The sequence below is a fragment of the Kitasatospora sp. NEAU-69 genome (assembly GCF_057158765.1).
In genome coordinates, this window is record NZ_JBWXUE010000015.1 from 119,107 (window position 1) to 139,938 (window position 20,832).

General features: G+C 72.3%; 18 protein-coding genes. 10 read left to right on the plus strand and 8 right to left on the minus strand.

Going from position 1 to position 20,832, the window contains the following annotated elements:
* Nucleotides 1-231: 231 nt before the first annotated feature.
* The 3 genes from AC060L_RS19310 to AC060L_RS19320 all read right to left on the minus strand — a co-directional run bounded on the left by AC060L_RS19310 (nucleotide 232) and on the right by AC060L_RS19320 (nucleotide 6,276).
* Nucleotides 232-2,661 carry a ricin-type beta-trefoil lectin domain protein gene (locus tag AC060L_RS19310; protein WP_483800037.1) on the minus strand — a complete coding sequence of 810 codons (2,430 nt, stop codon included), beginning with the start codon at nucleotides 2,659-2,661 and terminating at the stop codon, nucleotides 232-234.
* Between the two features lie 243 nt (nucleotides 2,662-2,904).
* A complete protein-coding gene (locus tag AC060L_RS19315; protein WP_483800038.1) occupies nucleotides 2,905-5,397 on the minus strand; it encodes a ricin-type beta-trefoil lectin domain protein in 2,493 nt (830 codons plus the stop codon).
* 234 nt (nucleotides 5,398-5,631) lie between these two features.
* Nucleotides 5,632-6,276: a histone deacetylase gene (locus AC060L_RS19320; protein WP_483800039.1), complete on the minus strand. Its 645-nt coding sequence runs from the start codon at nucleotides 6,274-6,276 to the stop codon at nucleotides 5,632-5,634.
* A gap of 134 nt (nucleotides 6,277-6,410) precedes the next feature.
* On the opposite strand from AC060L_RS19320, the gene AC060L_RS19325 reads away from it, so the two are divergent.
* Both AC060L_RS19325 and AC060L_RS19330 read left to right on the plus strand, forming a co-directional pair.
* On the plus strand, nucleotides 6,411-6,620 hold the full coding sequence (locus AC060L_RS19325; RefSeq protein WP_483800040.1) for a hypothetical protein: 210 nt from the start codon (nucleotides 6,411-6,413) through the stop codon (nucleotides 6,618-6,620).
* A 178-nt stretch (nucleotides 6,621-6,798) separates the two neighbouring features.
* Nucleotides 6,799-7,722, plus strand: a complete 924-nt coding sequence (locus AC060L_RS19330) for a DUF4231 domain-containing protein (RefSeq protein ID WP_483800041.1) — start codon at nucleotides 6,799-6,801, stop codon at nucleotides 7,720-7,722.
* Between the two features lie 145 nt (nucleotides 7,723-7,867).
* Here AC060L_RS19330 and AC060L_RS19335 read toward each other — a convergent pair whose 3' ends face one another.
* Complete coding sequence (locus AC060L_RS19335) at nucleotides 7,868-8,125, minus strand: type II toxin-antitoxin system Phd/YefM family antitoxin (protein ID WP_483800042.1); 258 nt, start codon at nucleotides 8,123-8,125, stop codon at nucleotides 7,868-7,870.
* A gap of 107 nt (nucleotides 8,126-8,232) precedes the next feature.
* Between AC060L_RS19335 and AC060L_RS19340 the strand changes: the two genes are divergently transcribed.
* Nucleotides 8,233-8,667: a MarR family winged helix-turn-helix transcriptional regulator gene (locus tag AC060L_RS19340; RefSeq protein ID WP_483800043.1), complete on the plus strand. Its 435-nt coding sequence runs from the start codon at nucleotides 8,233-8,235 to the stop codon at nucleotides 8,665-8,667.
* 125 nt (nucleotides 8,668-8,792) lie between these two features.
* A complete protein-coding gene (locus AC060L_RS19345) occupies nucleotides 8,793-10,325 on the plus strand; it encodes an MFS transporter (RefSeq protein ID WP_483800044.1) in 1,533 nt (510 codons plus the stop codon).
* A gap of 57 nt (nucleotides 10,326-10,382) precedes the next feature.
* Here AC060L_RS19345 and AC060L_RS19350 read toward each other — a convergent pair whose 3' ends face one another.
* On the minus strand, nucleotides 10,383-10,901 hold the full coding sequence (locus tag AC060L_RS19350) for a GNAT family N-acetyltransferase (RefSeq protein ID WP_483800045.1): 519 nt from the start codon (nucleotides 10,899-10,901) through the stop codon (nucleotides 10,383-10,385).
* A gap of 73 nt (nucleotides 10,902-10,974) precedes the next feature.
* On the opposite strand from AC060L_RS19350, the gene thpR reads away from it, so the two are divergent.
* A complete protein-coding gene (thpR, locus tag AC060L_RS19355) occupies nucleotides 10,975-11,577 on the plus strand; it encodes an RNA 2',3'-cyclic phosphodiesterase (RefSeq protein ID WP_483800046.1) in 603 nt (200 codons plus the stop codon).
* A gap of 42 nt (nucleotides 11,578-11,619) precedes the next feature.
* Here thpR and AC060L_RS19360 read toward each other — a convergent pair whose 3' ends face one another.
* The gene (locus AC060L_RS19360) at nucleotides 11,620-12,228 is read right to left on the minus strand and encodes a TetR/AcrR family transcriptional regulator (RefSeq protein WP_483800047.1); all 609 of its coding nucleotides are present in this window, start codon (nucleotides 12,226-12,228) and stop codon (nucleotides 11,620-11,622) included.
* 96 nt (nucleotides 12,229-12,324) lie between these two features.
* On the opposite strand from AC060L_RS19360, the gene AC060L_RS19365 reads away from it, so the two are divergent.
* Entirely contained in the window at nucleotides 12,325-13,092 is a 768-nt protein-coding gene (locus AC060L_RS19365; RefSeq protein WP_483800048.1) for an SDR family oxidoreductase, read from the plus strand.
* Between the two features lie 209 nt (nucleotides 13,093-13,301).
* Here AC060L_RS19365 and serC read toward each other — a convergent pair whose 3' ends face one another.
* Both serC and AC060L_RS19375 read right to left on the minus strand, forming a co-directional pair.
* Nucleotides 13,302-14,423: a phosphoserine transaminase gene (gene serC / locus AC060L_RS19370; RefSeq protein WP_483800049.1), complete on the minus strand. Its 1,122-nt coding sequence runs from the start codon at nucleotides 14,421-14,423 to the stop codon at nucleotides 13,302-13,304.
* A gap of 135 nt (nucleotides 14,424-14,558) precedes the next feature.
* Nucleotides 14,559-15,659: a citrate synthase 2 gene (locus AC060L_RS19375; RefSeq protein WP_483800050.1), complete on the minus strand. Its 1,101-nt coding sequence runs from the start codon at nucleotides 15,657-15,659 to the stop codon at nucleotides 14,559-14,561.
* Between the two features lie 327 nt (nucleotides 15,660-15,986).
* Between AC060L_RS19375 and pdxH the strand changes: the two genes are divergently transcribed.
* From pdxH to AC060L_RS19395, 4 genes are all read left to right on the plus strand, one after another.
* Nucleotides 15,987-16,670, plus strand: a complete 684-nt coding sequence (gene pdxH / locus AC060L_RS19380) for a pyridoxamine 5'-phosphate oxidase (RefSeq protein WP_483800051.1) — start codon at nucleotides 15,987-15,989, stop codon at nucleotides 16,668-16,670.
* A 396-nt stretch (nucleotides 16,671-17,066) separates the two neighbouring features.
* Complete coding sequence (locus AC060L_RS19385; RefSeq protein WP_483800052.1) at nucleotides 17,067-17,252, plus strand: hypothetical protein; 186 nt, start codon at nucleotides 17,067-17,069, stop codon at nucleotides 17,250-17,252.
* Between the two features lie 77 nt (nucleotides 17,253-17,329).
* A complete protein-coding gene (locus AC060L_RS19390; protein WP_483800053.1) occupies nucleotides 17,330-19,786 on the plus strand; it encodes an FxsB family cyclophane-forming radical SAM/SPASM peptide maturase in 2,457 nt (818 codons plus the stop codon).
* Nucleotides 19,783-20,658, plus strand: coding sequence for an AAC(3) family N-acetyltransferase (locus AC060L_RS19395; protein ID WP_483800054.1), 876 nt, complete (start codon nucleotides 19,783-19,785; stop codon nucleotides 20,656-20,658). Before AC060L_RS19390 ends, AC060L_RS19395 begins: the two co-directional genes overlap by 4 nt.
* Nucleotides 20,659-20,832: the final 174 nt, after the last annotated feature.

Here is a 20,832-nt window from a genome sequence, read left to right on the forward strand (position 1 = left end):
GAAGCCTCCGGGAATCGGTGAAGTCCTGGGGCTCCGGGGAGAGCGTAGTGCTGCCCCGGAGCACCCGGCAACGCCGTTTGGCCTGCGGGTTCATGCGATTGCAGGTTGCGGCAACGCGAAGGGGCGGGAAGTCCGGTTTGCTCCGGTCTTCCCGCCCCGCAGGCGTGCTGATCATGCGTCTGCTGTCGGCCGGTTCGTCAGCCGGTTCGTCAGCGGGGGATCAGCCTCGGGTCAGTGGGACCCCTCGGTGCCAGTGGCCCAGAGCGGGTGGTTGTCGGCGTCGTAGACGACCAGGTTGTTGTCCGTCTGGACTTCGAGGTACGCGCCGGGGTGGCCCGCGGTGTACGTGTTCCAGAGCGGCTTGCCGTTGACGTCGTAGACCACGAAGTTGCCGTCGGCCTGGATGGTCGCGTAGGCGCCGGGGTGGCCGGCCGTGCCGGTGCTCCAGAAGGTCGGGCTGGTGGCCGACGTTTGGAGCACCAGGTTGCCGTCCGCCCGCATGGTCAGGTCGGAGTTCGGGCCGGCCGTGAACTCGCCGGAGGAGAGCACGGTGCCGGAGGCGAGCATCGTCCCGAGGTAGGGCGAGGGGGCGACGTACGTGGTCTGGGTGTTCCAGAGCGGCTTGTCGTCGGGGTCGTAGACGACGAGGTTGCGGTCGTTCTGCACCTCCACCCGGGCGCCCGGGTGGCCCCAGGTGTTGGAGGACCAGAGCGGGTGGCCGGCACCGTCGTAGAGGACGAAGTTGCCGTCGGCCTGCATGGTCGCGTAGGCGCCGGTGCGGCCTGCGGAGTACGTGTTCCACAGTGCGCGGCCGGTCCCGGTGGAGTAGAGCACCAGGTTGCCGTCGGCCTGCATGTCCAGGTGGGTGTGCGCGGAGGCGACGCTGTCGCCGGCGTGCAGCACGGTGCCGGCGGCGATGCCCTTGCCGCTCGCGTCCAGCACCGCGTTGTAGGTCCGGGTGGACCAGACCGCGTTGCCGGAGCCGTCGCGCAGCACCATGTTGCAGTCGTCCTGGAGCATCATGGTGCCGCCGCTGCCGCCCCAGGTGTTGGTGGACCAGAGCGGGTGCTTGGCAGCGTCGTAGAGGACGAAGTTGTTGTCGCTCTGCATGGTCACGTAGGCGTTCGGGTGACCACCGGTGTTGCTCGACCAGAGGACCTGACCGGTCTTCAGGGAGGTCATCACCAGGTTGCCGTCGGGCTGCATGGCCAGCCGAGCGCAGGCGGAGAAGGCCATGTCATAGGCGGACAGCTGATAGATCTGCGGACCGGCGATCCCACTGTTGCCGAGTGAGACCGCTGGGGCGAACTGCGGCACACCGTTGACCGCCGGGCGTCCCCGGTACTCGAGCACGTGCGTATCGACGCTGACCAGGTCGGGAGTGCCGGTGCCGTCCACGTCGCCGAGCGAGGTGATCAGCTGCGTCCAGACGAACTGCGGGTCGGTGTACACGCTGATCGGGAGGATGTTCTCGGCCGGCAGTGTGCCGGGCTGCTGCCCCGGTGCGGGCGTCGTTCCCCATCCCTGGGCCACCGCGCCGGAGCAACCGGTGAGGGTGAGCGCGGTGGCGGGGGCGGTGGGCGCGGTGAGGCAGTTGCCGTCCGTGCTGTCCCGCAGGGTGCCGTTCAGCTCGGTCCAGCGCTCGGTGGTTCGGCCGTCGCACGGCGCGCCCTGCGTGGTGCCGCCCTGTGCGTCGAGGCAGGTGCCCTGGCTACGCAGCGTGCCGTCGGCGCCGAAGAGCCACGCCGGGGCCGAGGTGCAGGCCGTGACGCCGGTCCCGGTGAGGCAGGACTGGCTGCTGCCGGTCGCGATGACGGCGGACTGGACCGGGCCCGATGCGGGCGGGCTCAGCAGCGCGCTCGGGGTGCCGTCCGGGTTGAAGGCCAGGGTGCGCTGCGTGATGGCGCCGGTGTCGGGGTCCTGAATCCACAAGGTGGGGACGCCGTTGACCTTGCCGGGCGAGACGATCCTGGTGTTGCTCCAGTCGCCGGTGCCGAGCAGGACGGGGGCGCTGAGGATGCTGCCGGCCTTGCCCGGGTAGTACCAGAGCTTGCTGCCCTCGACGGTGATCAGGTCGGGCATGCCGTCGCTGTTGCGGATGCCGTCGGTTGCGACGATCTGGTTGGTGCTCTTCCAGGTGGTGTCGTAGCCCGTGCAGTCGGTGGGCGCGGCGCAGGCGGGCTTGGTGATCGCGAAGGCGTGCTCGCCCTGCGTGAACCGGCCCGGGGTGCCGCCGTATTCACCGTCGTTCGGGTAGACGTAGAGCTGCTGCGTCCAGCCGTTCTTGAAGATCAGGTCGTCGAGCTTGCCGCCGGTCAGGCTGCCGTGGTGGGTGACCGTGTCGCCCCACCAGCCGTGACCGTCGGGCATGGTGCTCGACGCGAGGTACGGCGTGCCCGTGAGGGAGTGGGCGTAGAGGCTGGGGCTGTTGGTGCCGGTGGAGATGATGTCCGGCTGCCCGTCCCCGTCCAGATCGCCGGGGACGCCCGCCGCCGTGGCGGCCTTGGTGGCCGTGGTGGCGGGCTTGGCGTCGGCGAATGCGCTGGTGGCCGCGGTGCCGGTGAGTGCGGTGCCGGTGATCGCGGTGGCGAGCGCGGCTATGGCGGCGAGTCTGCCGGTGAGGCCGCCGAGGCGGCGGCCGTCGCGGGGGTGTTCCCCCATGGTTCCTCCGGGTGGGGCGAAGAAAGGCGGTGGATGCGCGGGTTCACCGGTCTCGACCAGAGAGCGCTGGGACCTCTGGGAGTTCGGTGAGGACCTGGGCATCGGCGGCAGCGTAGTGCGGTGGCGGCGCACGCAGCAACGCGGTTGTACGGGTGGTGCGCACGGGAAGGACGGACGGGGTGGGCTCGTCCGGATTGATCCGGATTCGCCCACCCCGTCGGCTGGGTCACGGACACTCAGGTGTCAGTGGAACCACTGGGTGTTGGTGGACCACAGCGGCTTGCCGTCGAGGTCGTAGAGGACGACGTTGTTGTCGGCCTGGATGATCAGGTGGGCGCCCGGGTTGCCCGCGGTGTAGGTGTTCCAGAGCGCGTTGCCGGCGGGGCCGTAGACGACGAGGTTGCCGTCGGCCTGCATGCTGACGTACGCGCCGGGGTGGTTGTTGGTGCCGGTGGACCAGATCGGCTGGCCGGTGCGGATCAGGTAGAGCACCAGGTTCCCGTCGGCCTGCATGGCCAGGCGGGTGCCGGCGCCGTAGAGGTAGTCGCCGGCGTGGAAGACCGTGCCGCTGGTGAGGTGGGAGCCGGGCAGGGTGCTCGGGTCGGCGTACAGCGTGTTGGTGGACCAGAGCGGCTTGCCGTTGGCGTCGTAGACGACGAGGTTGTCGTCGTTCTGGACGACCGTGCGTGCGCCGGGGTGGCCCGCGGTGTAGCTGTTCCAGAGCGCCTTGTGGTTCACGTCGTAGACCACCAGGTTGCCGTCCGCCTGCATGGTGGCGGTGGCGCCGGGGTGGCCCGCGGTGTTGCTGGCCCAGAGCAGGTGCCCGGTCAGGCTGGAGACCAGCGCGAGGTTGCCGTCGGCCCGCATCTCCAGGTGCGCGTGGGCGGCGGGGATGCTGTCGCCGACCGGCAGCACGGTGCCGGCCGTGATCCCGGCGCCGGTGGTGTCGAAGACCGGGTCGTAGGTGCCGGTGGACCAGACGGGCGTGCCGCTCTGGTCGCGCAGCACGAGGTTGCAGTCGTTCTGCAGGGTGACCGTGAAGACGCCGTTGCCGCCCCAGGTGTTGGTGGACCAGAGCGGGTGGCCGGCGCCGTCGTAGAGGACGAAGTTGCCGTCGGACTGGATGGTGGCCACGGCGTTCGGGTGGCCGGAGGTGTTGCTGGACCAGATGACCTGGCCGGTCGTCATCTTGGTCAGCGTGAGGTTGCCGTCGGTCTGCAGGTCGAACCGTGCGCAGCTGGAGTACAGTCCCGAGCCGGCCCGCAGGCTCGGGGTGGTCTCGAAGGTCGTGGACGTCGCGGTGGTGAGCTGGGAGAAGCCGGCCGACCCGCTGAGCACGTCCGAGGACGCGAACTGCGCCGTGCCGGAGACCGCCGGACGGCCGGGGAACTCGAAGACTCCCGAGCCGAAGGTGACGAGCGCGGGGTTGCCGTCACCGGCGACGTCACCGAGCGTGCCGATGCTGAACGGGAGTTGCAGCAGCGGGACGCCGTAGACGACGTTCGGCAGCACGGGCTCCGGCGTCGGCACCGGTCCGGGGCCGGAGGCGGTGTACCCGCCCCAGCTCTGGTTCGTGGCGCCGGTGCAGGCGCTGACGGTGAGGTACCCCGTGGCGACGGCCGGATCGGGCGCGGTCAGGCACTCGCCGTCCTTGGCGTCGCGCAGCGAGTTCGCCGGTCCGGCGGTCCACTGCTGGGCCGGGCCGCCGGTGCAGGGGGACTCGCCCGGCTGTCCCGCCGGGTGGCCCGGCGAGGTGCTTGCCGAGTCGAGGCACCAGTAGTAGGAGCGGAGCGAGCCGTCGTTGCCGAGGACCCAGTTGTCGGCCGGCCCCTCCGCCGAGCACGGCCGGGTGACGCCGTCGTCGAGGCACATCGAGGTGCCGTCGGCCTTGGCGACGGCCGACTCGATCCGGCCGGCCGTCGGCGGGGCGAGCAGCGTGGTCGGGGTGCCGTCGGCGTTGAAGGCGAGGGTGCGTTGGACCACCGAGCCGCTCGCCGTCTCCTCGACCCAGAGCGCGGGGGTGCCACCGACCTTGCCGGGGGCCGCGATGGTGGTCCTGCTCCAGTCGCCGGTGCCGAGCAGGACCGGGCTGCCGAGGATGCTGCCGGCCTTGCCCGGGTAGTACCAGAGCTTGCCGCCCTCGACGGTGATCAGGTCGGGCAGGCCGGCGCTGTTCTCGATGCCGTCGGTGGCGACGATCTGGGTGGCGCTGTTCCAGGTCGCGTCGTAGCCGGCGCAGTCGGTGGTCGCGGCGCAGGCCGGCTTCGCGATGGTGGTCGCGTGCTCGGGGTGCGTGAAGTGACCCGGCGTGCCGCCGTAGTTGGCGTCGTTCGGGTACAGGTAGAGCTTGTGCGAGCTGGTGTTCAGCGCGAGCAGGTCGTCGATGTGCGAGCCCGTCAGGCTGCCGTGGTGCGTGACCGAGTAGTTCGACCAGCTGGTGCCGTCGGGGGAGTGCGCGGTGTCCGACGCGATGTACGGAGCCGCGGCGGTCGAGTAGACGTCGAGACTGTCGATCCGTCCGCCCGGCGGGGCGGTCTGGATGGCGTCCGGGACGCCGTCGCCGGTGAGGTCGCCCGGTACTGCTGCCGCTGTCGTGGCCTTCGCTGTCGGCCTGCTGTCGGCGTACGCGGCCGTGGTGGCGGCGCCGGAGGCTGCGACGGCGAGTGCGGCGATGGCTGCCAGGTGGCGGGTGAGGCCACCGAGTCTGCTGTGCGGGGCGCGGATGCGCTCCGTCATGTTTCCTCCCCGTGTGATGCATGCGGTGCGTGGCGCATGCGGTTCGTGCGGTGCGGCGAGTGGGCCGGCTTGCCGTCTCTCGGCCGGGCATGATGCCGGTGCGACGACGGTGAAGTCCTGTGGCTCCGGCGGAAGCGTAGACCTGGTAGTCGTACGGCTGCGAAGCGGGAGGGCAGCTGACGGTGTCGCCTGCTGGGGAGGCACGGGTGGTGGCATGTCAGGCCGGCGGCTGGGTCAGGTCAGCAGCTCGGTCAGGTCGGCCGGCGACCAGTGGCCCGCTGCGCCCGGGCGGCTGGCCAGGTAGCCGGCGATGCGCGGGGTCTGCCAGCCGTGGGCCTCGCGCAGGCCGGTGGCGAGGTGGTGCAGATAGGCGGCGGCCGGGCGGTTGAGCGGGGCGTCGGCCAGGTGCCAGGGGGCGGTGAAGGTGAGCAGCGGGTGGCCGTCGAGCAGGCCCGGGCAGACGAGTGTCTGGTAGCGGCCGGGGCCGAGGACGGCGCGGCCGTCGGCGATGGCCGGGCGCAGGTCGAGGTCGGTGCCGGGTGGCAGGCGCATTTCCTGGGCGGCGATGTCGGCGAACTGGCCGGCGGTGAGCAGGTAGGCACGGGCCGGTGTGCGGTCGGGGACGTCGGGGTCGCAGAACGCCATGCCGCCGGTCCAGACGGTGGATTCGAGCGCGAAGTGCAGGCGGCCGGGCAGCTGGACGGGTCGGTCCTGGCGCGGTGGGCGTGGGTCGCGGCAGCCCGGGTAGCCGGGGTGGCCGGGGGCGCTGCCGGGCGGGTGGCCGCCGCGGAGGTAGGCGGTGAGCCGGGCGAGGTTCATGTTCGAGCCGTAGGCGGCGTACCAGACCAGCTGGTCGGCTTCGCCGGACGGGATGGCCATGCGGGCCAGCCTACGCGGCGGGCCGGGCGGGTCGGGGCAGCGCAGCGCGGTGGTCTGGGGCGGGTGGAAATCCGGGACGGGTCGGGGTTGCTCCGGATGTCGGTCGCAGGGACCGACGTTGAAGAATGGTCAGCATGCGTAGAACGACGGGGATGCTCGGGGTACTGGTGCTGTCGGCCCTGGCGGGCGGCTGGTTGGCGCTGCGTGGGGTGGTCCCGCTGCTGCCGTGGGGGACGACTCCGGACGGCGCGCCGTTCGTGCTGCTCGCCGAACTCGGGCTGCTCGGCGGGCTGATGGCACTGGTCGCGGCGGTCGCGCCGGTGTCCCGACGGTCGGGCGGGTAGCCGCCGGGGCGAACGGCGGTGTCGGGTCTCGCTGACGGCCCCCGGCGAGTCCCGGTGGCGGGCCCTCGACAGCGGGTTTCGGCCGACCGTGCGCAGTGTCGGATGATTGTCCGAAAACCGTGCTGTGTGCCGCAGTTGAGGTGGGGGAATACTGCCTCCGGGATTCGTGAGGTGGCAGATGGTGCGATGGGACCCGAGCGCGATCGACGAGGCGGACTTCCTGCCCGAGTCGTTTCGGATGGCTGACCAGGCTTCACTCTCCGGACAGCGGCAGACGCTGCGCTGGCACCGGGGGCTGATCCTGATGCTGGTGCTGGCCGCGGTGATCGCTGCCATCGCGGGCGGCGGAAAGAGCGGGCGGTCCGATGCCGCACCGCTCTTCTCGGTCGCGGCCTTCCTGGTGGCCGGCTACTTCTGGACCAGGCTGCGCCGCGGCAACCCGCAGTCCCGCTGGTACGAGGCCCGCGCGGCCGCCGAGTCGGTGAAGACGCTGGCCTGGAAGTACATCGTGCGGGCCCGGCCGTTCGACGGCCCGGCGGACTCGCCCGAGGTGGACGAGGACTATCTGGACCGGGTGTCGGAGGTGCTGCGGACCTTCGAGGACGCGGGGGTTCTCGCGCCCGGCTCGGTGCCCGAGATCACCGACGGCATGCGGCAGTTGCGGGCCGCCGAGCTCGCCGCGCGGCGCACCGTGTACCTGCGGATCCGGGTCGAGGGCCAGCGCACCTGGTACCTCGCGAAGGCCGACTCCTGCGAGTCGCAGTCGGTCTCCTGGGGCCTCGGCACGGTGTCGCTGATGATCATCGGTGGCGCGGCGGCGGTGGCGCAGGCGGCCGGGGCGATCTCGGTCAGCCTCTTCGGCGCCTGCTCGGCGGCGGCCGCCGCGATCATCGCCTGGACCCAGCTCAAGCAACTGCGGCCGCTGGTCTCGGCCTACCAGCTCGCGGCCAAGGAACTCGACGTGGTCTGGGGCAAGTTGTCCGCGATGGACGCCAACGACCAGGACGCCGAGGCAACCTGGTCCCGCCTCTCCGCCGAGGTCGAGGACGCGGTCTCCCGCGAGCACACCAGCTGGCGCGCCCGGCGGGCGTTCCCGCGCTGAGGAGCCGCGTATCAGGCCGGTTGCTCGGGCGGGTCAGGCAGCGATGGCAGCACGGACTCCCGCTGGGCACGCTTGCGCGCCTCGTACGCCGGTCAGTCGCCGTAGGCCGAGTCCCGGCGGCCGAGCCGGAGGGCAGCGTGCTGCTTCATTCAGGGCGAGCCATGGTCTCGGCCATCAGCTCCGCCAGTGTCGCGGTGGGACCGTCCTCGGCCATTGCCCCCTGGGCCTGTCGGAGGTCCTCCTGTTCCTCCCAGATGCGGTACTGCCGCAGCATTGAGATGGGGATGACGGCGGCGACCTCCTTGCCGTGCCGGGTCAGCACGGTGACCTCGCCGTGCGTCGCTCGCTCCACGACCTCGGCCAGGCGCTCTCGGGCCTCTCGCATGCTGAGCATGGCGTCCATGTGACAACGCTACGTTGCGGACCATACGCAGACACCGGACACGCTGCTCCGCGTTGCACTGTTCTATTGATTTTTATTAGGCAGAGTAATGACGTAAGCTAAGGATCATGTCCGAGATGTCCGAGGACGACCTCGCCGCTGTCAGTCAGCTCCGGTCGTCCGTGATGCGCCTGGCCCGCCGCTTGCGGCACCAGCAGGTCGAGCAGTCGCTGAGCCCGACCGAGATGGGGGTGCTCGGCACCCTGGCCCGGTGCGGGAGTGCCACGCCGGGTGAGTTGGCCCGGCGGGAGCACGTGCAGCCGCCTTCGATGACGCGGATCATCGCGATGTTGGAGGAGAAGGGCCTGGTGCGGCGTGAGCCGCACCCGGAGGACCGCCGGCAAGTGGTGGTCAGCTCGACCGAGCAGGCCGCGGCGATCCTGAACGAGAGCCGAAGGCGGCGCAACGCCTGGCTGGCCGAGCTGGCCGGCGGGCTGAGCGAGGAGGAGTGGGCGACGGTGCGTGCCGCCGCGCCCGCGCTGTACAAGCTCGCGAACCTGTAGGAACCGGCGGCCGGCGACGGCCGCCGGCCCCGCGTCCGGCAGACCTCGGGTCTGGCGGGCCCCGCATCAGACGGACTCCGGAGACGGACGAGCGGAAGGAGAACCGCATCACCGCAGAAGTGACCATGAAGACCAGGAGCGCGACCCCGGAACAGACCGGGGCCGCGCAGCGAGGGGAGAAGCACGTGACACCGCCGGCCGCAGCCAGCGCCGCAACCCGTCCCGACGACACCACCTATCAGACCTCGACCGCCACACCCGCCGTGAACACCCCCGGCGAGGACGACCCCGACGAACGCGCCGCGGCGGCAACCACCGTCGCATCCGGCCCCACCGGGGCACCCAACCCCCCATCAGGCTTTACCCGCCCGACGGGGATGTTCTCCTCCCTGAAGGTGCGCAACTACCGGTACTTCTTCGCCGGTCAGATCGTCAGCAACACCGGCAGCTGGATGCAGCGCATCGCGCAGGACTGGCTCGTGCTGAGCCTCACCGGCAGCCCGCTCGCGGTCGGCATCACCACCGCGATGCAGTTCCTGCCCACCCTGCTGCTCGGCCTCTTCGGCGGCGTGCTGGCCGATCGGATGCCCAAGCGGCGCCTGCTGATCGCCACTCAGGGCACGATGGGCCTGCTGGCCGCCGGGCTGGCCGTGCTGACCATGACCGGCTCGGTGACCGAGTACCACGTCTACGCCTTCGCGCTGCTGCTCGGCCTGGTGACCGTGGTCGACACACCGACCCGCCAGGCCTTCGTCTCCGAGATGGTCGGCCCCGAGCACCTGAGCAACGCGGTCAGCCTGAACGCCGCGAACTTCCAGACCGCACGGCTGGTCGGCCCGGCGGTCGCCGGTCTGCTGATCGCGGCGGTCGGCAGCGGCTGGGCGTTCGCGCTCAACGCGGTCTCCTTCGTCGCGGTGATCGGCGGGCTGCTCGCGATGCGCGGCAGTGAGCTGCGCCCGGTGGACCGGATCCCGCGTCAGAAGGGCCAGCTCCGTGAGGGCCTGCGGTACGTGAAGGAGCGCCCGGAGCTGCTCTGGCCGCTGGTGCTGGCGTCCTTCATCGGGACCTTCGGCTTCAACTTCCCGACGCTGCTCTCCGGCTTCGCCTACGGCACCTTCCACGTCGGGCCGGGACAGTACGGCCTGCTGAACACCGCGATGGCACTCGGCTCGCTGGCCGGTGCGCTCTACGCGGCGCGGCGCGGCAACCCGCGGCTGCGCTGGCTGACCGGCGCGGCGCTCGGCTTCGGGCTGCTGGAGGTACTGGCCTCGGCGGCGCCCGGGTACTGGACCTTCGCGGTGCTGCTGACGCTGGTCGGGGTCTTCGGGCTGACCTTCAACACCGCGGTCAACTCCTTCGTGCAGCTGGCCACCGAGCCGGAGATGCGCGGCCGGGTGATGGGCCTGCTGGTGCTCGTCTTCACCGGCGGGACGCCGATCGGCGCGCCGCTGGTCGGCTGGGTGACCAGCGTGTACGGCGCGAGAGTGGGCCTGCTGGCCTGTGGCGTGGTCTCCGCGCTGGCGGCCGGCGTGGTCGGCCTGGTGCTGGCCCGCTGCGCGGACCTGCGGCTGCGGGTGGACCTGCACCGCGGCAGCCGGGTGGTGGCCTTCGTGCCGCGCCAGGCGCCGTCGAAGTCCGAGCTGGCCGCGGCCTGCTGAGGCCGATGTCCGATCCGGCCGCGGCCTGTTGGGACGCAGGCCGCGGCCGGCGCCCGGTCAGATCCTGATCTCCAGGACCTGGCCGGGCCACGGCTCGCGGTCCGGTCGGGGCACCTCGAACGGGACGGTCTCGGTGAAGCCGAGCGCCCGGTACTGGCCGACCAGCCGCCGGTCGTCGCCCGCGTAGCAGTCCACCCGCAGCAGCGGCAGACCGAGCCGCGCGGTCTCGGTGCGGGCGTCCGCGACCAGTGCCGCGCCGATGCCCGAGCCGCGCAGGCCGCGGTCGGTGACCAGCAGCCGCAGGTACAGATCGGGGAGCTCGGCCGGCGGCACGTACTCCGGCAGCTGCCGGGAGAGCACGCAGGCGCCGACCACCCGTCCGTCGGCGTCCTCGGCGACCCGCAGCAGGTGGTCGTGCGTGTAGCCGTGCACCCGCTGCACGGCCGCCGGCCGGGTGGACCAGGGCTCGGTGCCCCACTGGCCGGTGCGGCCCTGGGCGACCAGCCAGGCGACGGCGGAGTCGAGCAGGGCGAGCAGTGCGGGCGCGTCGTCGGGGCCACCGGTTCTGATCTTCATACGACCCATTCAAGCCTTCGCCGGCGGGTCGAGGGAAGAGGCGGCAGCGGACGGCCCCGGGGAGAATGACGGTATGAGGCTCTTCGTGGCAGTGCACCCGTCGGCCGCCGCGCTCGCCGAACTCGCGGCCGCGGTCGGCCCGGTGCGCGAGCTGCCCGGTGCGCAGCGGCTGCGCTGGACGGCCGGGGACGGCTGGCACCTCACGCTCGCCTTCCTCGGCGAGGTCGCCGAGGAGCAACTGCCGGAGCTGCGGGACGGGCTGGCGCAGCTGGCGGCCGGCTACCCGGCGCACCGGCTGCGCCTGGCCGGCGGCGGGCACTTCGGGGACCGGACGCTCTGGGTCGGGCTGGCCGGGCAGACCTGGGCGCTGCGCTCGCTGGCCCGGGCGGTGACCGGGCTGGTGGGCGAGGTGCTCGGGGCCGACGGGGAGCCGGCGGGAGAGTTCTCCTACCACCCGCACCTCACGCTGGCCCGCGCCGGACGCGGCGGGCACCCCGGTCACGAGGAGCGCGCGGCCCTGCGCGCCGCCGCCGAGGAGTTGACGGAGTACCAGGGGGTCGAGTGGGAGGTGGCGGACTTCCAGCTGATGCGCAGCGACTTCGGCGCCGGCCGGGTCCGGTACACCGAGGTCGGCAGCTGGCCGCTGACCGGCATCACACCGCCGAGCAGGCACTAGGGCCGGTCCGGGCCGGGAACCGCCGCCCCCGCCCGGCAGGCCCTAGGCGGCGTCGAGCGGCGGCCAGCAGCGCATCGCCGCCTGCGCGACCAGCTCCAGCTCCGCCCGGTCGGCGCCGTCCCTGGCCTGCTGTGACATCCCCTGCAGCACCGCGCCGGTGAACCGCGCCAGCTCGCGCGGGTCGCTCGCCGCCGGCTCCTCGCCGCGCGCCACCGCCGCCGCGATCAGCCGCTCGAAGTCCGCCAGCCGGGCCATCCGGATCGCCCGCAGCCCCTCGCGCACCTCCGTCCCGGTGCAGTTGGCCGCCGCGCTGATGATCAGACAACCGTGCGGATGCCCGGGCGCCGTGTACTCGGCGGCGGCTTCGCGCAGCAGCCGGGTGACGCCGGCCCGCACCGTCGGCTCCTCGGCGAGCGCGCGGGCCGCGAACGCGCCATGGCCGACCTCGTAGCCCGCCACCACCTCGTCGAAGAGCGCGCGCTTGTCGCCGAAGGCCGCGTACAGGCTCGGCGGCCGGATGCCCATCGCCTCGGTCAGGTCGGCGATCGAGGTGCCCTCGTACCCCTTCTCCCAGAACAGCAGCGTGGCGGCGGCCAGCGCCGCCTCGCGGTCGAAGGACCGGGGGCGGCCGCGGGTCGGGGAGCTCGTCATGCCCCAGATTCTATATCGCTCGCTACAGAAACCGTGCTACGGTCCTTTCCATAGCGAGCGCTACAGAAAGGCGAGCGCTACGGAAAGGGTGGGGCGATGAACAGGCTTTCGGGGAAGACCGCGCTGGTGACCGGTGCGAGCCGGGGGATCGGCCGGGGGATCGCGCTGCGGCTGGCCCGCGAGGGGGCCCTGGTCGCGGTGCACTACGGCACGAACGAGACGGCGGCCAAGGAGGTGGTGGCCGAGATCACGGCGGCCGGCGGGCGGGCCTTCGCGATCGGCGCCGAGCTCGGCGTGCCCGGCGACGCGGCCGCGCTGTGGCAGGCCTTCGACGCGGCACTGGAGCGCGAGGGCGCCCGCCCAGGGCTGGACATCCTGGTCAACAACGCCGGGATCGGCCTGGTCGCCGGGATCGAGGAGACGACCGAGGCCGACTACGACCGGGTCTTCGCGGTGAACGTCAAGGCGCCGTACTTCGTCCTGCAGCAGGGGCTGCCGCGGCTGCGCGACGGCGGCCGGGTGGTCAACGTCTCCTCCGGTGTGACCCGGATCGCGTTCCCGGTCCTCAGCGCGTACTCGATGACCAAGGGCGCGCTGAACACGCTCACCCTGACGCTCGCCCAGCAGCTCGGCGCCCGCGGCATCACGGTCAACGCGGTCGCCCCGGGGATCGTCGAGACCGAGATGAACCCGCAGCTCCAGGACCCCGCGACCCGGGCGCAGTTCGCCTCGGTCTCGGCCTTCAACCGGGTCGGCGAGCCGGACGACATCGCCGATGTGGTGGCGTTCCTGGCCTCTGAGGACGGCCGCTGGGTGAGCGGCCAGGTGCTGGACGCGACCGGGGGCTCTCATCTGGGGCTCTGAGCCGGGCAGGTAGTCTCGGTGACCGTGGACCCCAAGACTCGTATGCGGATCGTCTCCGGTGCTCTGCTGCTGCTTCTGGTGGCAGTCCTGATCAGTGCGCTGGTCGGCAAGTAGCGCCCCCCAAGTAGCACCTGGGGCGGAGCAGCCCGGAAGAACGCGCAGGGGCCGCTGCCAGAAGGCAGCGGCCCCTGCGTTCTGAGCCGGGTCGGTCAGAGCTGCTCGACCACGTGGTCGATGCACGCGGTCAGCGCCTGCACGTCCGCCGGGTCGATCGCCGGGAACATCGCGATCCGCAGCTGGTTGCGGCCGAGCTTGCGGTACGGCTCGGTGTCCACGATCCCGTTGGCACGCAGTGCCTTGGCGATCGCGGCGGCGTCGATCGAGTCGTCGAAGTCGATCGTGCCGACCACCTGCGAGCGCTCCGCGGGCTCCGCGACGAACGGGTTGGCGAACGAGGACTTCTCGGCCCAGCCGTAGAGGTGCGCCGAGGATTCAGCCGTACGGGCGACGGCCCAGTCCAGCCCGCCGTTGCCGTTCAGCCACTCCAGCTGGTCGGCGAGGAGGAAGAGCGTCGCGATCGACGGGGTGTTGTAGGTCTGGTCCTTCGAGGAGTTGTCGATCGCGGTCGGCAGGTCGAAGAACGGCGGGATGTAGCGCCCGGAGCCGGCGATCTCGGCCGCCCGCTCCAGCGCGGCGGGCGAGAACGTGGCGAGCCAGAGCCCGCCCTCCGAGGCGAAGGACTTCTGCGGCGCGAAGTAGTAGACATCGGTCTCGGTGATGTCCACCGGCAGGCCGCCGGCGCCCGAGGTGGCGTCCACCAGCACCAGCGAGCCGTCGCCGGCGGTGCCCGCGGGGCGGCGGATCGGCATCGCGACGCCGGTCGAGGTCTCGTTGTGGGTCAGCGCGTAGACGTCCACGCCGGCCTCGGCGACCGGCAGCGGGTGGGTGCCCGGCTCGGTCTTGATCACCGTCGGGTCGTCCAGCCAGGGGGCGGCCTTGACCGAGGCGGCGAACTTCGACGAGAACTCGCCGAAGTTCAGGTGCTGCGACTTCTGGCGCACCAGGCCGAAGGCGGCGACGTCCCAGAAGGCGGTGGAGCCGCCGTTGCCGAGCACCACCTCGTATCCCTCGGGGAGCGAGAAGAGGCTGCTCACGCCCTCACGGACGCGCTTGACCAGGTTCTTGACCGGTGCCTGGCGGTGCGAGGTGCCGAGCAGCGAGGTACCGGTGGCGGCGAGGGCACTCAGGGCCTCGGGGCGCACCTTGGACGGTCCGCAGCCGAAACGGCCGTCTGCGGGCTTGATGTCAGCGGGGATCTGGATCTGGGCCACGCGCGCAGCCTACTGGTCCGCACAGCGGGTGTCCGCCGCCTGTCCGGCCGCTGAGATGTGATCTTGAACGCCGACGGCCCGCCTTGCCACACCGGGCAAAACGGGCCGTCGAACGGGCTTCCTACTGCAGGTGCCCTACTGGGCGATCGACTCGTAGCCCTCGATCTCGCGCGGGCTGCGCGGGCCCGGGCCGATGTAGCGGGCGGCCGGGCGGACCAGGCGGCCGGTGCGCTTCTGCTCCAGGATGTGCGCCGACCAGCCGGCGGTGCGGGCGCAGGTGAACATCGAGGTGAACATGTGCGCCGGGACCTCGGCGAAGTCCAGCATGATCGCGGCCCAGAACTCCACGTTGGTGGCCAGCACCCGGTCGGGGCGGCGGTTGTGCAGCTCCTCCAGCGCGGCCTTCTCCAGCGCCTCGGCGATCTCGAAGCGCGGCGCGCCGAGCTCCTTGGCGGTGCGGCGCAGCACGCGGGCGCGCGGGTCCTCGGCGCGGTACACGCGGTGGCCGAAGCCCATCAGGCGCTCGCCCTTGTCCAGCGCGTTCTTGACCCAGGCCGCGGCGTCGCCGGTGCGCTCGATCTCCTCGATCATGCCCAGCACGCGCGAGGGCGCGCCGCCGTGCAGCGGGCCGGACATCGCGCCGACCGCGCCGGACAGCGCCGCGGCGACGTCCGCGCCGGTGGAGGCGATCACCCGGGCGGTGAAGGTGGAGGCGTTCATGCCGTGCTCGGCGGCCGAGGTCCAGTACGCGTCGATCGCCTTGACGTGCTTCGGGTCCGGCTCGCCGCGCCAGCGGATCATGAACCGCTCGACCACGGTCTCGGCCTTGTCGATCTCGCTCTGCGGGACCATCGGCAGGCCCTGGCCACGCGCCGACTGGGCGACGTAGGACAGCGCCATGACGGCGGCCCGGGCCAGGTCGTCGCGGGCCTGCTCGGCGGAGATGTCGAGCAGCGGCTTCAGGCCCCAGACCGGCGCGAGCATGGCGAGCGCGGACTGCACGTCGACCCGGATGTCACCGGAGTGCACCGGGATCGGGAACGGCTCCGCGGAGGGCAGACCGGGGTTGAACTTGCCGTCCACCAGCAGGCCCCAGACGTTCCCGAACGAGACGTGGCCGACCAGCTCGTCGATGTCCACGCCGCGGTAGCGCAGCGCACCGCCCTCGCGGTCCGGCTCGGCGATCTCGCTCTCGAAAGCGATGACTCCCTCAAGCCCGGGTACGAAATCGGACATCACGCGGCTCCTCAGTGACGTGACGGGCCGTCCGCCGTGGTGGGGCGGCCCGGCCAGTGACCGTTGGTGTGTGTTGGCACTCGGTGCCAGAGTGGCAGGCACTGGGTGCATTGCGCCATACACCACTGCGGTGATGTTTTCCCGAAGGGCCGCTCCACCTCTCGCCTCACCCGGTCGGAACCAAGGATCTTCCGGTGCGAACCGGTCATTTCCGGACGATTCCCCGGACCGCAGGTGGTGAAGCGGTGGCGAGCCACCATATCTCTCGATGTCGAGATTCCATAGGCGGAGCGCTGTCCGCTGCTTGTCGTACGGGATGATGTTGGCGTGCAGACCCCGGAAAGCGCCCAGCCCGCGCCCCTGAGCACCGTCGCCGATCTCGCCCGGATGCGCCGCCAGTACGCCCTCGCCGGCCTGTCCGAGGAGGAGCTGGCCCCTGATCCGGTCGTCCAGTTCGGCCGCTGGTTCACCGAGACCGAGCAGGCCGGGCTGCCCGAGCCGAACGCGATGGTGCTCTCCACCGCGGACGCCGAGGGGCGGCCGAGCTCCCGCACGGTCCTGCTCAAGGGCTTCGACCAGCGCGGTTTCGTCTTCTTCACCAACTACGGCTCGCGCAAGGGCGCCGAGCTCGCGGCCAACCCGCACGCCTCGCTGCTCTTCCCCTGGCACCCGATCGACCGTCAGGTGATCGTCACCGGCGAGGTGGAGCGGACCGGCCGGGACGAGACGGCGGCGTACTTCCGCACCCGTCCGCACGGCTCCCAGCTCGGCGCCTGGGCCAGCGAGCAGTCCAGCCCGGTCGCCTCCCGCGAGGTGCTGGAGACGCGGTACGCCGAGCTCGCCTCGCGCTATCCGGAGGGCGAGGGGGTGCCGGTGCCGCCGTTCTGGGGCGGCTTCCGGGTGATCCCGCGGACCGTGGAGTTCTGGCAGGGCCGGCCGAACCGGCTGCACGACCGGCTGCGGTTCACCGCGGCCCCGGACGGCTGGCTGGTGGAGCGGCTCTGCCCGTGACCGGGCGCGGCCCGCATGCCGGGGCGGGGGCCGGCGCGGGCGCGGAGCGCGATTCGCGCCAGTATGCCGGGCGACATGGATATGTGGCCGGGCGGATAGGCACGCGGATACGTCGATTGGCGTATCCGCGCACTCGCCCACACGAGTGCAGTTTCCGGCCGACCGGGCACCCGCTCGGCGCATCCGCGCAGCTGACGGCGTATCGGTCGCCGAATCAGCCGGTCGGGCGGGTGTCTGCGCCGCGACTGCGGGCAGTGATCCGGGCCTGCCGGAGCGCTACCTTGTCCCTGGGACACGTCTGTGCTGCCGAAGTTGATCTATGCAGCTCCACCCGAGTCCCTCCCTACCCACGCCCAAGGCGGTTCAACCGCCTTATTTCTGAGGGGAACTCAGATTATGGCTACCATGCTGGCCGTCAAGCCCGCGACACCCGAATCACCCGCCGTCCAGCAGTCCGGCCGTCCACGGCTGGACGAACTCGCGGCGGTCGGCAGTGAACTGATCACTGCCGAGTTGTACCGCGCCCTGCCGGGCACCGAGTCCGGTCAGGTCCCGGTCGCCGCCTTCAACTCCTCGATCTGAGGGCCGGGGGCTGCAACGGGCCCCTCGCACTGCACACGACGTTCTTCGACGGCCAACTCGACGGCGGGCGATTGATCATGACGCACCCCCTGGTGCCGTTCTCGCAGTTCGTACTGAAGGTTCACAGCAGGTGCGATCTCGCCTGCGACCACTGTTACGTCTACGAGCACGCGGACACCGGTTGGCGCCGTCAGCCCAAGTCGATCGGCCCCGAGGTACTGGACCGGGCCGCGCAGCGGATCGCCGAACACGCGATCGCGCACCGGCTGCCCGCGGTCCATGTCGTGCTGCACGGTGGGGAACCCCTGCTCGCCGGCCCGGTGCTGCTGCGCCGGGCCGCCGAGAGTATCCGCGCCGCGCTGCCCGCCTCCTGCGCGCTGGACCTGCGGATCCACACCAACGCGGTGCTGCTCGACCGCGCGTTCTGCGAGCTCTTCGCCGAGCTCGGCATCAAGGTCGGCGTCTCGCTCGACGGCGACAAGGCGTCCAACGACCGGCACCGGCGCTACGCGGACGGCCGCAGCAGTCACGCCAAGGTGCTGGCCGCGATCGACCTGCTGCGTACCCCCGAGTTCCGCGACCTGTACGCGGGCCTGCTCTGCACCATCGACGTCGAGAACGACCCGATCGCGGTCTACGACGCGCTGGTCGCGCTGGACCCGCCCCGCATCGACTTCCTGCTCCCGCACGCGACCTGGGACGTGCCGCCGAAACGTCCCGCCAGCGCCGGGCCGCACCCGTACGCCGACTGGCTGCTCGCGATCTACCGGCGCTGGCAGGAGCAGGGCCGCCCGGTCCCGGTGCGCACCTTCGACTCGGTGCACCGCACGCTGCACGGCCGCTCCAGCCTCACCGAATCGCTCGGCCTGGACCCGGCCGACCTGGTGGTGATCGAGACCGATGGCGGTTTCGAGCAGGCGGACAGCCTGAAAACCGCCTACGACGGCGCACCCGCGACCGGTTTCGACGTCTTCGCGAACAGTCTGGACGAGGTCGCCCGGCACCCGGGCATGATGGAGCGTCAGTCCGGACTGGCCGGACTCGCCGCTGCCTGCCGGGCCTGCCCGGTCGTGCGCAGCTGCGGCGGCGGCCTCTACGCCCACCGCTGGAGCAGCGCCTCCGGCGGTTTCGCCAATCCGTCCGTCTTCTGCGGGGACCTCTTGCACCTCATCAGCACCATCCGCGACCGGGTCGGCGCCACCGCCACCGCTACCGCCGCCGTCCCCGCCCAGGCGGGCGCCCCCACCGGCAGCGAGCTGACGGATGACCAGATCGACGAGCTGGCCGCCGGCTACGGCAGCGCGCAGACCGTTCGCGCGATGGCCGCGGCCCAGCTCGGCCTGACCCGCTCGCTGGTCGCCGCGGTCCGCGAGCAGGGCGGCGCGGCCGTGCCGGGCGGCGCCTGGGAGCTGCTGACCGCGCTGGACACCGAGGCCCCGCAGGCGCTGGACGCGGTGCTGGCGCACCCGTACGTACGCGCCTGGGCGGTGCGCTGCCTGCGCCGGGAGCCGGCCGCCGACCTCGGCACGCTGGCCGAGCTGGCTGCCGCCGCCGGGCTGCGGGCCGGCCGGAGCGAGTCGCTGAGCGTGCCGGTCCGGTTCGGCGCCGTCCACCTGCCCACCCTCGGCCGGGTGCTCACCGGTGGCGGCGGCGAGGCGCTGGTGACCGGCGGCCCGGACGGCTTCACGGTGCGCCCGGCGGACGGGCCCGCCGTGCGGATCGGTTGGGACGAGCCGCCGGGCGCGCACTGGGAGCCGGTCCGCCTGGTCCGCCCCGGTCTCGACTTCACGCTCGCGCTGGAGGACACCGACCCGCAGCGCGACTGCCACCAGTGGCCGGTCGCCGACCGGCTCGCCGAGCCCCCGGTGCTGGGCTGGACCGGTGCGCTGCGCGAGGCCTGGGAGCTGATCGGCCGCGACCTGCCGGGCTACGCGCCGGGCCTCGCGGCGGGCCTGTCGGTGGTCACCCCGTTGCGCCCCGGACCGGCCGGGCAGGACATCAGCGCGGCCGCCCGGCAGGCGTTCGGCGCGGTCGGCATCGCCCGCCCGGCGACCGCGCCGATCCTCGCGCTGCTGCTCACGCACGAGTTCCAGCACGTCAAGCTCGGCGCGGTACTGGACTTCCACGACCTGTACGACCGGGCCGACCAGGGGCTCTACCACGCCCCGTGGCGCCCCGACCCGCGCCCGCTGGAGGGCCTGTTCCAGGGCACCTACGCGCACCTGGCGGTCACCGAGTTCTGGGGCACCCGGGTGGCCGCGTACGACGGCCTGCCCGGCGGGCCGGCCGAGCACGCGCGGCTGCAGCTGGCCACCTGGCGGGTGCACACCGACCGGGCGATCGACAGCCTGATCGGCTCCGGCGCGCTCACCGAGCTCGGCCGGCGGTTCGCGGACGGCATGCGGCGCACGGTCGCACCCTGGCTGGCCGTCCCGGTGGGCGCGGCCGCCGAGCGGGCGGCGGCCGATGCGGCCGAGCGGAACCTGGCCGCCTGGCGGACCCGCCGGTCCGCGCCGGTGCCGGTCGGGCCGTGACGGCGCAGTCGCCCGGCCGGGCCGCCGAGCTGAGCCCCGCCGAGCCGAGCCCCGCCGAATCGAGCCTCGCCGAATCGACCCCTGCCGAGCTGACCGCGCAGCTGGCCGAGCTGGGCGTGCGGCCCGGGGGGATCCTGCTGGTGCAGGCCTCCACCCGGTCGCTCGGGCAGGTGGCGGGGGGTTCGGCCGGCGTGGTGACCGCGCTGCGGGCGGCGCTCGGTGACGCCGGCACGCTGGTGGCGTACACCGCGACCCCGGAGAACTCCGACACCTCCCGCCTGCACAAGCAGGCCACCGAGGGGATGAGCGCCGGCAGGCTCCGCAGGTTCCTGGACGAGATGCCACCGTTCGACCCGCTGACCACCCCGTGCTCACCGACCATGGGCCGGCTCGCGGAGGAGATCCGGACCACCCCCGGGGCCCGGCGCAGCGCTCACCCGCAGACCTCGTTCGCCGCGCTCGGCCCGGCCGCCGGGCGCCTGCTGGAGCCGCACCCGCTCGACTGCCACCTCGGCCCGCAGTCGCCGACCGGGCGGCTCTATGCCGAGCAGGCCCAGGCGCTGCTGATCGGCGTGCCGCTCTGGTGCTGCACGGCCTACCACCTGGCCGACTACCAGGTCCCCAAGCTGCCCTCGAAGAACTACGGCTGCGTGCTGTCCGGCCCGGACGGCCGGCGCCGCTGGGAACACTTCGAGGCGCCGGACCTGGACGACCTGCACTTCCCCGAGCTGGCCGAGGCGATCTCCCGGGCGCTCGGCGACCGGATCCGCACCGGGCGGGTCGGCACGGCCGACTGCTTCCTGGTGCCGATCGCTCCGGCCGTGGACGCAGCGGCAAACTGGTTGAACTCCCGCCTCATCGACGTTCCGTGACGGCCAGTCACTCACACGTGCCCCAGCGGTAACAATCCCGCCAAAGAGCCTCATCGCCGGCCACTCCTGACGCATGATCGATGCGTCAGGTTGGTCGTGCTCGCGCCAGGCGGTGCCCGACGGTGCTATTCCCATGGCGAAGGCGACCTTCCTACACTGAAGTCCCCTTCGGGG

Excerpts from the sequence above, each read along its gene's own strand:
- AC060L_RS19310 (WP_483800037.1), bottom strand. The coding sequence starts at position 2,661 with ATGGGGGAACACCCCCGCGACGGCCGCCGCCTCGGCGGCCTCACCGGC.
- AC060L_RS19315 (WP_483800038.1), bottom strand. The coding sequence starts at position 5,397 with ATGACGGAGCGCATCCGCGCCCCGCACAGCAGACTCGGTGGCCTCACC.
- AC060L_RS19320 (WP_483800039.1), bottom strand. The coding sequence starts at position 6,276 with ATGGCCATCCCGTCCGGCGAAGCCGACCAGCTGGTCTGGTACGCCGCC.
- AC060L_RS19325 (WP_483800040.1), top strand. The coding sequence starts at position 6,411 with ATGCGTAGAACGACGGGGATGCTCGGGGTACTGGTGCTGTCGGCCCTG.
- AC060L_RS19330 (WP_483800041.1), top strand. The coding sequence starts at position 6,799 with ATGGTGCGATGGGACCCGAGCGCGATCGACGAGGCGGACTTCCTGCCC.
- AC060L_RS19335 (WP_483800042.1), bottom strand. The coding sequence starts at position 8,125 with ATGGACGCCATGCTCAGCATGCGAGAGGCCCGAGAGCGCCTGGCCGAG.
- AC060L_RS19340 (WP_483800043.1), top strand. The coding sequence starts at position 8,233 with ATGTCCGAGATGTCCGAGGACGACCTCGCCGCTGTCAGTCAGCTCCGG.
- AC060L_RS19345 (WP_483800044.1), top strand. The coding sequence starts at position 8,793 with ATGAAGACCAGGAGCGCGACCCCGGAACAGACCGGGGCCGCGCAGCGA.
- AC060L_RS19350 (WP_483800045.1), bottom strand. The coding sequence starts at position 10,901 with ATGAAGATCAGAACCGGTGGCCCCGACGACGCGCCCGCACTGCTCGCC.
- thpR (WP_483800046.1), top strand. The coding sequence starts at position 10,975 with ATGAGGCTCTTCGTGGCAGTGCACCCGTCGGCCGCCGCGCTCGCCGAA.
- AC060L_RS19360 (WP_483800047.1), bottom strand. The coding sequence starts at position 12,228 with ATGACGAGCTCCCCGACCCGCGGCCGCCCCCGGTCCTTCGACCGCGAG.
- AC060L_RS19365 (WP_483800048.1), top strand. The coding sequence starts at position 12,325 with ATGAACAGGCTTTCGGGGAAGACCGCGCTGGTGACCGGTGCGAGCCGG.
- AC060L_RS19375 (WP_483800050.1), bottom strand. The coding sequence starts at position 15,659 with ATGTCCGATTTCGTACCCGGGCTTGAGGGAGTCATCGCTTTCGAGAGC.
- AC060L_RS19385 (WP_483800052.1), top strand. The coding sequence starts at position 17,067 with ATGGCTACCATGCTGGCCGTCAAGCCCGCGACACCCGAATCACCCGCC.
- AC060L_RS19390 (WP_483800053.1), top strand. The coding sequence starts at position 17,330 with ATGACGCACCCCCTGGTGCCGTTCTCGCAGTTCGTACTGAAGGTTCAC.